At 70.6% G+C, this 13,550-nt stretch carries 8 protein-coding genes; 7 read left to right on the plus strand and 1 reads right to left on the minus strand.

The annotated features are described in order from the left end of the window. The first annotated feature begins 7 nt into the window (after window positions 1–7). The gene (locus ABD705_RS04165) at window positions 8–2,503 is read left to right on the plus strand and encodes an excinuclease ABC subunit UvrA (protein WP_344780856.1); all 2,496 of its coding nucleotides are present in this window, start codon (window positions 8–10) and stop codon (window positions 2,501–2,503) included. A gap of 11 nt (window positions 2,504–2,514) precedes the next feature. Here the strand turns inward: ABD705_RS04165 and ABD705_RS04170 are convergent, their stop codons facing one another. Further along, the gene (locus ABD705_RS04170) at window positions 2,515–3,948 is read right to left on the minus strand and encodes a GH1 family beta-glucosidase (protein ID WP_344780858.1); all 1,434 of its coding nucleotides are present in this window, start codon (window positions 3,946–3,948) and stop codon (window positions 2,515–2,517) included. Between the two features lie 228 nt (window positions 3,949–4,176). Here ABD705_RS04170 and ABD705_RS04175 point away from each other — a divergent pair, with 228 nt between their 5' ends. The 6 genes from ABD705_RS04175 to ABD705_RS04200 all read left to right on the plus strand — a co-directional run bounded on the left by ABD705_RS04175 (window position 4,177) and on the right by ABD705_RS04200 (window position 13,400). Beyond that, window positions 4,177–5,499, plus strand: coding sequence for an ABC transporter substrate-binding protein (locus ABD705_RS04175; RefSeq protein WP_344780860.1), 1,323 nt, complete (start codon window positions 4,177–4,179; stop codon window positions 5,497–5,499). 94 nt (window positions 5,500–5,593) lie between these two features. Continuing rightward, window positions 5,594–6,553 (plus strand): carbohydrate ABC transporter permease, encoded by a 960-nt coding sequence (locus ABD705_RS04180; RefSeq protein WP_344780862.1) that lies wholly within the window; start codon window positions 5,594–5,596, stop codon window positions 6,551–6,553. Continuing rightward, the gene (locus ABD705_RS04185; protein WP_344780864.1) at window positions 6,546–7,385 is read left to right on the plus strand and encodes a carbohydrate ABC transporter permease; all 840 of its coding nucleotides are present in this window, start codon (window positions 6,546–6,548) and stop codon (window positions 7,383–7,385) included. Before ABD705_RS04180 ends, ABD705_RS04185 begins: the two co-directional genes overlap by 8 nt. Continuing rightward, window positions 7,382–9,316: a cellulase family glycosylhydrolase gene (locus tag ABD705_RS04190; RefSeq protein ID WP_344780866.1), complete on the plus strand. Its 1,935-nt coding sequence runs from the start codon at window positions 7,382–7,384 to the stop codon at window positions 9,314–9,316. The genes ABD705_RS04185 and ABD705_RS04190 overlap by 4 nt, the downstream gene beginning before the upstream one ends. A 21-nt stretch (window positions 9,317–9,337) precedes the next feature. Beyond that, entirely contained in the window at window positions 9,338–10,381 is a 1,044-nt protein-coding gene (locus ABD705_RS04195; protein ID WP_344780868.1) for a LacI family DNA-binding transcriptional regulator, read from the plus strand. Further along, a complete protein-coding gene (locus ABD705_RS04200) occupies window positions 10,371–13,400 on the plus strand; it encodes an alpha-mannosidase (RefSeq protein ID WP_344780870.1) in 3,030 nt (1,009 codons plus the stop codon). The genes ABD705_RS04195 and ABD705_RS04200 overlap by 11 nt, the downstream gene beginning before the upstream one ends. Window positions 13,401–13,550: the final 150 nt, after the last annotated feature.

Raw genomic sequence — 13,550 nt, forward strand, 5'->3', positions numbered from 1 at the left:
TGGCCAGATGACGCAGGACCGGATCCGGGTGCGCGGCGCCCGCGTGCACAACCTGAAGAGCGTCGACGTCGACGTGCCGCTGCAGCAGCTGGTGGGCATCGCGGGGGTCTCCGGGTCGGGCAAGTCGTCGCTGGCGATGGGCGTGCTCTACGCCGAAGGGTCGCGCCGCTATCTCGAGGCGCTGTCGACCTACACCCGGCGGCGGATGGCGCAGGCATCCCGGGCCGACGTCGACAGCGTCGAGCACGTGCCCGCGGCTCTCGCGCTGCGCCAGCGACCGGGCGTGCCGGGGGTGCGCTCGACGTTCGGCACGTCCAGCGAGCTGCTGAACGTGCTGCGGCTGATGTTCTCCCGGCTCGCGTCGCACGTGTGCCCCAACGGCCATCACGTGCCGCCGACGATCGACGTCGCCGCCGAGACGCCGATGTTCTGTCCGGTCTGCGGCGAGCGGGTGCATCCGCCCGGTGCCGAGGCGCTTGCGTTCAACTCCGAAGGCGCCTGCCCCACCTGCGCGGGCACCGGCATCGTCCGCGGCGTCGACGACGACGCGCTGATCCCCGACCCGGGCAAGTCGATCGATGAGGGCGCGGTCGCGCCCTGGAACGTGTTCGGGTTCAATGTGCAGCCCGACATCGTGCGCGAGTTCGGCGTCCGCACCGACATCCCGTACCGGGACCTCACCGATCACGAGAAGCGGATCGTGCTGGCGGGACCCGAGGAGAAGAAGCACATCGTCGTGACCAGCCGCAAGGGCCTGCACGACCTCGACTTCACGTTTCGCAACGCGCGGCTGACCGTCACCAAAGAGCTGGAGCGGGCCACCGACGAGAAGCGCTACAAGCGGGTGGCCCGGTTTCTCACCGAGACGGTCTGCCCCGACTGCGGCGGCACCCGGCTGTCACCGGCGGCGCGCGCGCCCCGGATCGGTGACGTCAGCCTCGCCGACGCGACCGCGTTCACACTCGACCACCTCGTCGCGTGGGCGGCGGACGTGCCCGGGACGCTGCCGGCGGGCATGCGCGCCATGGCATCCGCGCTCGTCGACACGCTGGAGGGCATGGCGCGCCGACTGCGCGAGCTCGGGCTCGGCTACCTGACCCTCGACCGGGCCAGCGCCACGCTGTCGACGGGGGAGCGGCAGCGCGTGCAGCTGGCCCGGGCGGTGCGCAACCGCACGACGGGTGTGCTGTACGTGCTCGACGAGCCGTCGATCGGGCTGCATCCGGCCAACGTCGAAGGGCTCGTCGGCGTCATGCGCGACCTGCTCGCCGACGGCAACTCGGTCGTGTTCGTCGATCACGACGTGCAGGTGCTCGGCGAGGCGTCGCACCTCATCGAGATCGGCCCCGCCTCGGGCGCCGACGGCGGGCGGGTGATCGCCGTCGGCAGCCCCGCCCGGCTGGCAGCATCCGCGGCATCGCGACTCGGACCGTTCCTGTCCGGCGGCGAACCGGTGCTCGTGCGGTCCCGGGCGGATGCCGACGAGCTGTTCGCGCACGGGCGCATCCGCCTGGCGACGGCGCCGCTGCACACCGTCCAGGCGCTGGATGTCGAGATCCCGCGCGGGCGCCTGATCGCCGTGACGGGGGTATCGGGATCGGGCAAGACGACGCTCGTCCTGGAGGCGCTGATCCCGGCGCTGCGTGCGCGCATCGACGGGGACCGGATGCCGCACCACGTCACCGCGCTCGAGATCACCGGCGCCCCGGTGACGCAGGTGCACGTCGTGGATGCCGCGCCCATCGGCATCAACGTGCGCTCGACCGTGGCCACGTACTCGGGCGTGATGGACCGACTGCGCCGCGCGTTCGCGGAGACTGAAACGGCGCGCAGCCGGGGATGGAACCTCGGCGACTTCTCGTACAACACCGGGAGCCTGCGCTGCCCGCGCTGCGACGGCACCGGCGAGGTGTCGCTGGACGTGCAGTTCCTGCCGGACATCGACATCACCTGCCCGGTGTGCCGCGGGTCGCGATATGCGCCCGAGGCCGAAGAGGTCCGGCTCGAGAACGGGATGAGCCTGCCCGACGTGCTCGCGTTGACCGTCGCCGGTGCGCTGGGCGCGATCGGCGCGCTGCCGCAGGTGCGACCCCACCTGCAGACGCTCGTCGACCTCGGGCTCGGCTACCTGACGCTCGGCGAGGCGACGCCCGGGCTGTCGGGCGGCGAGGCACAGCGGCTGAAGCTCTCCGGCCAGCTGCGGCGCCGGCAGTCCGGCGCCGTGTTCGTGCTCGACGAGCCGACCGTGGGCCTGCATCCGCTCGACGTGCGCGTGCTCATCGGCGTGCTGCAGCGCCTGGTCGAGCACGGCGCGACGGTGATCGTCATCGAGCACGACCTCGATCTGATCTGCAATGCCGACGACGTGATCGACCTGGGTCCCGGTGGCGGCGTCGACGGCGGGCGGATCGTGTTCGCCGGAACCCCGGGCGAACTCGTGACGGCGCCGGGCAGCGTCACCGGGCGCTACCTCGCCGCCCACGTCGCGGCCGGGCGCGGCTGAGGCCGCTCAGCTCACGGCAGCTGTTTGGTCGCCGCCAGCTGCGCGTACCACTTCGCGCTGTCCTTCGGGGTGCGCACCAGCGTGTCGTAGTCCACGTGCACGATGCCGAAGCGCTTCTGGTACCCCCACGCCCATTCGAAGTTGTCCAGCAGCGACCAGACGAAATAGCCGCGCAGGTCGGCGCCGTCGCGCAGGGCGCGGCCGGCGGCGGCGATGTGACGGTCGAGGTAGTCGACCCGAAGCGGGTCGTGCACGACGGGGCCGCCGCCTTGCATCGTCAGCACGTCGGGGAATGCCGCGCCGTTCTCGGTGACGTACAGCGCGAGGCCCGGCACCTCGGCATGCATGCGCATGAGCAGCTCGTGCAGCCCGTCCGGCTCGATGTTCCAGCCCATGTCGGTGTAGGGCCCCGGCTGGGTGAGGAACTGCACGTTGTCGGCGCCGGGCCAGGGCGACGCCGCGGACGGATTGTGCCCGCTCGAATGCCGCCTGTCGCTGACGCCGTCCCAGATCTTCACGCGGCTCGTGGAGTAGTAATTCACGCCCAGCGCGTCCAGCGGCTGGTGGATCTGTGCCAGGTCGCCGTCCTGCACGAACGACCAGTCCGTCAGCGCGGCCGTGTCGGCGAGCAGATCCAGCGGGTACTCGCCGTGCAGCATCGGCCCGGTGAACACCCGGTTGCCGACCGCGTCGATCTGCCGTGCGGCATCCGCGTCGGCGGGGGTGTCGGGATGCACCACGTGCAGGTTCAGCGTGACCAGGGCCTGGGCATCCGGCCGCACCGTCGCGCGCAGCCGCTGGATGGCCAGACCGTGCGCGAGATTGAGGTGGTGTGCGGCCCGCAGGGCCTCCACCGGATCCGTGCGCCCCGGGGCGTGCACACCCGAGCCGTACCCCAGGAACGCCGAGCACCACGGCTCGTTCAGCGTCGTCCACATCGCGACCCGGTCGCCCAGCAGGTCGGCGACGATGCCGGCATAGTCGGCGAACGCTTCGGCGGTCGAGCGCACCGTCCAGCCGCCCTCGTCCTCCAGCGTCTGCGGCAGGTCCCAGTGGTAGAGCGTCACGACCGGCCGGATGCCGTGCTCGAGCAGCGAGTCGGTCAGCCGCGAGTAGAAGTCCAGCCCGGCCCGTACAGCGGCGCCGCGGCCGGCGGGCTGGATGCGCGGCCACGCGATCGAGAACCGGTACGCGTCGAGGTTCAGGCTCTGCATCAGGTCGACATCGGCGTCCATCCGGCGATAGTGGTCACAGGCCACGTCGCCGGTGTCGCCGTGGGCGATGCGGCCGGGCGTATGGCTGAATGTGTCCCAGATCGAGGGCCGGCGGCCGTCCTCGGCCACGGCGCCTTCGATCTGATACGCGGCCGTCGCCGAACCGAACAGGAAGTCGTCGGGGAAGGCCCGCGTCGGCCGGGCCGGTGCCCCCTGCTGTGAATCCGTCATCGTGATGTCCTCGCCTTGGTCCGTGCCGGGGTCGATGTGGCCCGCGTCGTCTCGTCCAGCCTCTACCTGTGGGGCTGATATCGAATCGTGATCTTTAACCTAACCGGTTAAGTTAGACTACCGCCAAGACCCTTCTCGGGGAAGACACGATGTGGACGGCCGCACCGCGCAGAGCGAGGGCCACCGACAGCAGCAGTCCGCCTGTCGTATTCGACGAAGGAGTCTGAGGTGCGAACGAATAAGAAGGTGCTCGCGGCGGTGACCGCGACAGCCGCCGTGTCCATGCTCTTGGCCGGGTGCTCCGGCGGAGGCGGTTCCAACCCCAGCACGTCTGCGGGCGGTTCGGACGTCACGCTGACGTATTGGGCCAGCAATCAGGGGTCGAGCCTGGCCAACGACAAAGAAGTGCTCACCCCGGTGCTCAAGCAGTTCACCGACCAGACCGGCGTGAAGGTCGATCTGCAGGTGATCGGCTGGAACGATCTGCAGACCAAGATCGAGACCGCCATCACCAGCGGGCAGGGTCCGGACGTCGTCAACATCGGCAACACCTGGGGCACGTCGTTCCAGTCGTCCGGCGCCTTCGTCGAATTCGACTCGAAGAACGCCGCCGCCATCGGCGGGCTCGACAAGTTCGTGAAGACGGCATTGGATGCCGGCGGCGCACCGGGTGCCACGCCGACCTCGGTGCCGCTGTACGGACTGGCCTACGGCCTGTACTACAACAAGGCGCTGTTCCAGAAGGCCGGCCTGCAACCGCCGACGACCTGGGAGGAGCTCGTCTCCGACGGGCAGAAGCTCACCCACGGCAGCCAATGGGGCCTGACCCTGGCGGCGGCCAGCTACACCGAGAACATCCACTTCGCGTTCCTGACGGCGGCCCAGAACGGTGGCGCGTTCTACGACGCCAGCGGCAAGCCGACCTTCGACACGCCGAAGAACGTAGCGGGTCTGCAGCGCTACCTCGCGCTGATGCAGACCGACAAGATCGTGAACCCCTCCAACGCGCAGTATGACAGCGACGCGCAGCCCTCCAGCGACTTCGCCGCGGGCAAGGCGGCGATGTTCCTCAGCCAGAACAACGCCGACACGACCCTGAAGGCCGATGGCATGAAGGTCGGCGACTGGGGCGTCGTGGCGCTGCCGGCACCGGCGAACGCCGCAGCGCAGATCTCGACCTTCCCGGCCGGCATCAACCTGTCGATCTTCAAGTACACCAAGCACCTGCCGCAGGCGCTGGAGTTCGTGAAGTTCATGACCAGCAGTGCCGTCCAGACCGAGCTGGCCGTGCCGTACTCGACGCTGCCGGTGCTGCAGGGCGCCAAGGCCACGTACACGACGGATGCCGCAGAAGCGGCGGCGTTCATGGACGCGTACCAGAACCACTCCAAGCCGCTGCCGCAGGTGGCCAGTGAGGCCAACTTCGAGAGCACCATCGGCAAGGGCCTGAGCAACCTGTTCGCGCAGATCGCCACGGGCAAGACGGTGAGCGCCACCGACATCAGCACGATGCTGAAGTCGGCGCAGCAGCAGGTCGAAGCGGCCGGTTGAGATCTGCCGGGGCGGGGCGCGCAGGCGCCTCGCCCCGACGGCCGAGCCCGGTTTTCGAGGGAGGACAGTGGTGTCTGCGACCGCATCTGAGTCAGTGACCGCGTCGGTGACGCGGCACGCGGCCCCGCCGCCGCCCCGCGGACGCGAACGGCGGGTGCGCTGGTGGCTGCCGTACGTGCTGCTGGTGCCGGCGATCGTGTTCGAGCTGCTCGTGCACCTCATCCCGATGGTCACCGGCATCTGGATCAGCCTGGTCAAGCTCACCCAGCAGTATCTGCGCAACTGGAGCGAGGCGCCGTTCCTCGGTTTCGGCAACTACCGCGCGACGCTGGATCTGAACGGGGTGGTCGGGCAGGCGCTGCTGCACTCGTTTCTGGTCACCTGCGCCTACACGCTGCTGGTCGTGGCCATCGCCTGGGGGCTGGGCATGGCCGCCGCCGTCGCACTGCAGCGCCCGTTCCGCGGACGCGGGCTGTTTCGCACCGTGTTCCTGATCCCGTATGCGATCCCGATCTATGCCGGCATCATCGCGTGGAAGTTCATGTTCCAGAAGGACACCGGTGCGCTGAACCATCTGCTGTTCGACACGCTCGGGCTGCCCGGCGACAAGCCGTTCTGGCTGATCGGCGGCAACGCGTTCTGGGCGCTGGTGATCGTCGCCATCTGGCGGCTGTGGCCGTTCGCGTTCCTGATGCTGATGGCGGGACTGCAATCCGTGCCCGAAGATCTGTATGAGGCATCCGCCGTCGACGGCGCCAAGCCGCTGCGGCAATGGCGCAGCATCACGCTGCCGATGCTGCGGCCGGTCAACGTGGTTCTGGTCCTGGTGATGTTCCTGTGGACCTTCAACGACTTCAACACGCCGTTCGTGCTGTTCGGCAAGACCGCGCAGCCACCCGCGGGCGACCTGATCTCATTCCACATCTACAACGCGTCCTTCCTCACCTTCAACTTCGGCTACGGCTCGGCGATGTCGGTCATGCTGCTGGTCTTCCTGATGATCGTGACGGCCGCGTATCTGCTCTTCGTGAACCGGAGGTCCAAGCGTGCGTGAGACACACGGGACGCGGGTGTTCCGCATCGTCACCATCGTCGTCCTCTCCCTGTTCACCCTCTTCCCGATATGGGTGATGATCACCTCGTCGGTCAAGCCCCTGGGCGATGTGCTGGACAGCTTCACGTGGTGGCCGAAGCACATCACGCTGCAGCCGTACATCGACATCTGGAACACGGTTCCGCTGGCGCAGTACTTCCTCAACAGCCTGATCGTGTGCACGGCGGCCACCGCCATCAGCCTGGTGATCGCCGTGTTCGCCGCCTATGCCGTCTCGCGGTGGCGCTTCCGCGGCCGCAGCGTGTTCACCACGACGGTGCTGTCGACGCAGATGTTCCCCGGCATCCTGTTCCTGCTGCCGCTGTTCCTGATCTTCATCAACGTGACGCAGCTGACCGGCGTTCCGCTGGTCGGCACGCGCACCGGTCTGGTGATCACCTACCTCACCTTCTCGCTGCCGTTCTCGATCTGGATGCTCGCGGGGTACTTCGACGGCATCCCGCGCGACCTCGACGAGGCCGCCAAGGTCGACGGCACCGGCGCGATGGGTGCGCTGTGGTACGTGCTGCTGCCGGCGGCCCGGCCGGGGCTGGCCGCGGTGGGCATCTACAGCTTCATGACCAGCTGGGGCGAGCTGCTGTTCGCCTCGGTGCTGACCAACGGGTCCACGCAGACCCTGGCGATCGGGCTGCAGCAGTACTCCACCCAGGTCAACGTGTACTGGAACCAGATCATGGCGGCCTCGCTGGTGGTCAGCGTGCCCGTCGTCATCGCGTTCCTGGCCCTCCAGCGCAGCTTCGTCGCGGGGCTGACCGCGGGGGCGGTGAAGTGACCGGCGCCGCGCTCGCCCGGCCGATGAGCTTTCTGCCCGGCGCCGGGCAGCCGTGGCTGGGCGCGAACTTCTGGTCGCGGTCGGGCGGGCCGCGGATGTGGACCCACTACGACCCGGCGCTGGTGCGCCGCGAGCTGCGCGTGCTCGCCGAGCACGGCCTGACGATGACCCGGTCGTTCTTCTACTGGCCCGACTTCCAGCCCGAGCCGGACCGACTCGACGAGGCGTGCCTGGCGCACTTCGCCGACTTCCTCGACGCGCACCGCGAGGCGGGCATGACGACGGTGCCCACCTTCATCGTCGGGCACATGTCGGGCGAGAACTGGGACCCGGTCTGGCGGGCCGGCCGCGACCTCTACCGCGACGTCTGGTTCGTCGCACGCCAGGCCTGGTACGTGCGCGAGCTGACGGCCCGGTTCCACCGCCACCCGGCGGTGGCCGGGTGGCTGCTCAGCAATGAGGTGCCGATCTACGGCGGCGAAGCGCCCCACGAGGTGATCGCCGCGTGGGCGCAGATCCTCATCGACGCGATCCGCGCCGCCGGCGCCACCCAGCCGGTCTCGGTCGGCGACGGCGCCTGGGGTGTCGAGACCACCGGCCACGACAGCGGCTATCGCATCCGCGACCTCGCCCCGCTGGTGCAGTTCATCGGGCCGCACGTGTATCGGATGGAGACCGATCCGATCCGTCAGCACCTGAAGGCCGCGTTCATCGCCGAGCTCTGTCACGTCGGGCAGCGCCCGGTCGTGCTCGAGGAGTTCGGGGTCACCGACGCCTACGTCTCGGCCGAGGGCGCCGCGACCTACTACCGCCAGCAGCTGTACAACACGCTGCTGGCCGGGGTGACCGGGTGGATCGCCTGGAACAACACCGACTTCGACGACCTGGCGCACCAGCGCCCGTACTCGCATCACCCGTTCGAGATGCACTTCGGCATCACCGACTCCACCGGCGCACCCAAGCCCGCACTGCGCGAGCTGGCACGGTTCGCCGCCGACCTTGAGGCAATGGATGCCGGCGGCCTGCACCGCGCACCGGCCGGCGCCGCACTGGTGGTGCCGTCGCACCTTGCCGAGGACTACCCGTTCACGCAGCAGGCCGAGCGCACGGTCATCGTCGACGTCAGCGAACAGGCGTATGCGGCCGCGCACGCGGCGCACCTGCCGGTGGCGATCGAGCGCGAGCACGCCGACGGCGGAGTGCGCGAGGGGTATCGCCTCTACCTGGTGCCGTCGGTCAAGCAACTGTGCGGACCGACCTGGCGGCAGCTGCGCAGCCTGGCCGCGTCGGGCGCGGTCGTGTACGCGTCGTACTGCGCCGGCGAGGCGCCCGAGCAGCGCGGGCCCTGGTGGACCGACACGGCCGAGCTGTTCGGCGCGCGCATCGACAGCGCCTACGGGCTCGTCGAGCCGATCGAGGACGAGGTCGTGGAGCTGACCATGACGGCGGCGCTGGGCACCCTGCAGCCGGGCGACCGGCTGCGGGTGCGGGCGGCGGGAACGCCCGACGGCCGCGCCTATCTGCCCGTCGTCGTCACCGACGGGCAGGTGCTGGCCGTCGACGCGCAGGGCCGGCCGGCCCTGGTCGGCCGCCGGCACGGGGCCGGCTGGGCGGTGCTGGGCACGTATCCGCTGGAGTACCTCGCCGCCCGCCGGGGGCGGGTGAACCCCGAGGAGACCTGGCGGCTGTATGACGCGCTGGCTGCACTCGCCGGCGTCCGCCGACCGGTGGCGCTGGATGACCCGGCTGTGTTCGTCGACGTGCTCGAGCACGCGGACGGCCGGCGGTTCGCGGTGTTCGTGAGCCAGCATCCGCAGCCCGTGCAGGTGCCGGCCACCTGCGCGGACGGTGCCCTGGTCGGCCTCGACGGGGTGCCGAGCCCGGTCGTGGCGCTGGCGGGGTACGGCGCGACGGTGCGCGCGATACGGTGAGGGCCGTGGAAGAGTAGGGGCGTGAACGGAGCCGAGCACGGCGCAGCGCGCGTGACGATCCACGAGATCGCGCGGCGGCTGGGCATCTCTGCCGCCTCGGTGTCGTATGCGCTCAACGATCGACCCGGCGTCGGCGCCGCCACCCGCACCCGGGTGCGGGAGCTGGCACGGGAGCTGGACTGGCACCCGAGCTCGTCGGCGCGTGCGCTGTCCCGCTCGCGCACCGACACGATCGGCATGGTGCTGCGACGCGACCCCGAGCTGCTGGGCCAGGAGCCGTACTACATGAACCTGCTCAGCGGCGTCGAGTCGGCGCTGGCCGAGGCGGGTCAGTCGCTGATGCTGCGGATGGTCGGCACGGAGCCCGGCCACGACCTGGACGTGTACCGGCAGTGGAGCGCGGAGCGGCGGGTGGACGGCGTCATCGTGCTGGACCGGCTCATCGATGACCCCCGGCCGGACCTGCTGCGTGCACTGGGGATGCCGTTCGTCATGCACGGACTGCGCATCGATCCCGCCACCGGCAGGCAGGTCGTGGAGGATCTGCTGACCGAGGCCCGGCTGCTGGTCGACCACCTGGCTGCTCTCGGCCACGTCGACATCCTGCACGTCACGGGCCCGCTGATGCTGACCCACGAGATCGAGCGGCGAGGCGCCGTGGCCGCCGAGGCCGCCGAGCTCGGCGTCAAGGTGAGCTTCGTCGAAGGCGACTACACGCGTGCCGGCGCCGAGCAGCTGGTCGTCGATCGGCTGCGCGACTGGGGGGCACCCACCGCCGTGATCAGCTCGAACGACGTCATGGCGCTGGGCATCCTGAGGTCGCTGCGGGCGGCCGGCCGCGAGCAGATCGCGCTGGTGAGCTGGGACGACTCGATGCTGTGCGACATCTCGGTGCCGTCGATCACGGCCCTGGCGCGCCACCCCGAGGTGCAGGGGCGCCGCAGCGCGCGCGTGCTGCTGGCGGCGCTGGACGGCGACCCCGAGCATCCGGAGCCCGCCATTCCCAGCGTGCTCGTGGTGCGCGAGACGAGTGTGCCCGCCGCCGGGAGGAACCATGCCCGCTGACCCTGCGCTCACGATCGGCCGCGCGACGCGGGTGCTGCACGAGCGGCTGCGCCCCGCGATCGACTCCGATCCGCACCCGCTGCAGCTGGCCGCGCACACCGTCGGCGGCGAGCCGATCCGGGTCGCGGCCGGCCTGGCCGGGCCGTTCGACCCGGTCGCCGTGGGCACCCGCTGGGGTCGCGCGTGGGACACCACCTGGTTCCGGGTCACCGGCCGGGTGCCGGCATCCGCCGCCGGGCGCCGTGTCGAAGCCGTGATCGACCTGGGCTTCGACGACAGCATGCCCGGGTTCCAGTGCGAGGGGCTGGTGTACCGCGCCGACGGCACCGTGGTGCGCTCACTGCATCCGCGCGCGCAGTGGGTGCCGATCGAGGCGGATGCCGGCGACCCGATCGAGTTCTTCATCGAGGCCGCCGCGAACCCGGTGCTGCTGGGCGAGCACCCGTTCCGGCCCACCGCGCAGGGCGAGTGGGACACGGCCGGCGACGAGCCGCTGTACCGGCTGGCGCGCGCCGAGGTCTGCGTGTTCGAGGCGGAGGTGTTCGAGCTCGCCGGCGATGTCGAGGTGCTGCTGCAGCTGGCCGTCGAGCTGCCGGATGCCTCGACCCGCCGTGCTCGCATCCTGCACGCCCTCGACGAGGCACTGGACCGGATCGACCTGCAGGACGTCGCCGGCACGGCCGGCGCCGGTCGCGCCGCGCTCGCCGACGTGCTGGCGGCCCCCGCCGACGCCAGCGCGCAGCGCATCGCGGCCGTCGGCCATGCGCACATCGACTCGGCATGGCTGTGGCCGCTGCGCGAGACGGTCCGCAAGGTTGCCCGCACCGCGGCATCGCAGACCCGCCTGCTCGACGAGCATCCCGAATTCATCTATGCCATGAGCAGCGCGCAGCAGTACGCCTGGCTGCGCGACGAGCGACCCGAGGTGTTCGCGCGGGTGAAGCAGGCGGTCGCCGACGGCCGCTTCGTCCCGGTCGGGGGCATGTGGGTCGAATCGGATGCCGTGCTGCCCGGCGGCGAATCGCTCATCCGGCAGATCGCCTACGGGCAGCGGTTCTTCCGCGAGGAGTTCGACATCGAGTGCCGCGGCGCGTGGCTGCCCGACAGCTTCGGCTACTCCGGTGCACTGCCGCAGATCCTCGCCGGCGCCGGATTCGAGTGGTTCCTCACCCAGAAGATGTCGTGGAACCAGACCAACCGCTTTCCGCACCACACGTTCTGGTGGGAGGGCATCGACGGCACCCGCATCTTCACGCACTTCCCGCCGATGGACACCTATTCCGCCGAGCTGACCGGCGCGGAGCTGGCCCGCGCCGTGCGGCAGTTCACCGAGCGGGCGGTCGCATCCTGGTCGCTCGCACCGACCGGATTCGGCGACGGCGGCGGGGGAGCGACCCGTGAGATGCTCGCCCGCGCGCAGCGCCTCGCGGACCTCGAGGGCAGCCCGCGCGTGCAGTGGATGCGGCCGGACGACTTCTTCGCCCGCGCAAAGGCCGAGCTGCCCGACCCGCCGGTGTGGCGCGGCGAGCTGTACCTCGAGCTGCATCGCGGCACCTACACCAGCCAACATGCGATGAAGGCCGGCAACCGGCTGGCCGAAGCGCTGCTGCGCGCCGCCGAGCTGTGGTCGGCGACCGCGGCCGTGCGCGCCGGGCACCCGTACCCCTACGACGCGCTCGATGCGGTGTGGCGCGAGGTGCTGCTGCTGCAGTTCCACGACATCGTGCCGGGTTCGTCGATCGCGTGGGTGCACCGCGAGGCGCGGGAGCGCTACGGACGACTCGCCGCGGCGCTGCGCGAGCTGATCGCCGCCGCGCTCGCCGCCCTCGGGGTGGGGTCGGAGGCCGGGGCCCGGCAGGTGCTGGTCAATCCCGCCGCCGTCGCCCAGTGCGGAGTGCCGGCCGGTTCGGTCGGGGTCGGCCACGCGGCGGCCTCCCGCAGCGCGCGGTCGGAGGGGGCATCCTTCGTCCTGGAATCGGACGCCGTGCGCGTGGTCGTCGACGCGAGCGGGCACGTCGTGTCGACGGTCGACCGGGCCACCGGGCGCGAGGCGATTCCGGCCGGACTCGTCGGCAACCAGCTGCAGCTGCACCAGGACCTTCCGAACAAGTGGGACGCGTGGGATGTCGACGCGCACTACCGGGGCATGCGCACCGACCTCGGCGGCGGCGAGGTCGCGATCGACGGCGACGCGATCGTGGTGCGCACCACGTTCGGCAGCTCCCGCATCGCGCAGCGGCTGACGCTGGACGACGAGGGCCGCACGCTGATCATCGACAACGACGTGGACTGGCACGAGAGCGAGAAGTTCCTCAAGCTCGCCTTCGCGGTGGATGTCTTCACCGACGAGGTCGTCGCCGAGACGCAGTTCGGCCACCACCGTCGGCCCATCCACCAGAACACGTCGTGGGACACGGCGCGCTTCGAGCAGCACACCCAGCGCTGGTTCCTGCTGGAAGAGCCCGGGTTCGGGGTCGCGTTCCTGAACGACTGCAGCTACGGGTTCGACGCGACCCGCATCCCGCACGACGGCCGCATCGTGCAGCTGGCGCGGTTCTCGATGCTGCGCGCGCCGCGCTACCCCGATCCGCGCACCGACCAGGGCGCCCAGCGGATGCGCTTCGGCCTGGTGGTGGGCACGGATGCCGCCGGCGCGACGGAGGCTGCGTCGCGCCTGACCGCACCCGTGCAGGTCGCATCCGGGGCCGAGGTCGCGCCGCTGGTGGTCTCGGCGAACCCGGCCGTCATCGTCAGCGCGGTCAAGCTCGCCGACGATCGGTCCGGTGACCTGGTCGTGCGGGTCTATGAATCCCGCGGCGGTCGGGCGGCGGCATCCCTCACCCTGCCGGCGGGCGAGGTCGTGCGCGCCGACCTGCTCGAGCGGCCGGGTGAGACCGTGCCGGTGCGCGACGGGGTCGCCCGGCTGACGCTGCGTCCGTTCGAGATCGCGACGCTGCGGGTGCGGCCACTGTGCTCGCCGGTCACCGATCGGGGCGTCGCATCGACCCGCTTGCCATGAACTGACCGTCTGCTGAGCATGAACGGGGCGGCCGGTGGGATAATGAAACCAGGCGTGCTCGTGTCGCCTCTTCCTCGCCCACCACGTGAGTTGAAGTGCCGCCGAGCCCGAGGACAGCGTCCGCCATCCACACTCAGTGAGGAGCGAAAT

The sequence above is a fragment of the Microbacterium kribbense genome (genome assembly GCF_039537285.1).
GTDB classification, from domain to species: domain Bacteria; phylum Actinomycetota; class Actinomycetes; order Actinomycetales; family Microbacteriaceae; genus Microbacterium; species Microbacterium kribbense.

Bases quoted from the DNA above. Each gene is read 5' to 3' on its own strand.
- ABD705_RS04165 (WP_344780856.1), top strand. From the start codon at position 8: ATGACGCAGGACCGGATCCGGGTGCGCGGCGCCCGCGTGCACAACCTG.
- ABD705_RS04170 (WP_344780858.1), bottom strand. From the start codon at position 3,948: ATGACGGATTCACAGCAGGGGGCACCGGCCCGGCCGACGCGGGCCTTC.
- ABD705_RS04200 (WP_344780870.1), top strand. From the start codon at position 10,371: ATGCCCGCTGACCCTGCGCTCACGATCGGCCGCGCGACGCGGGTGCTG.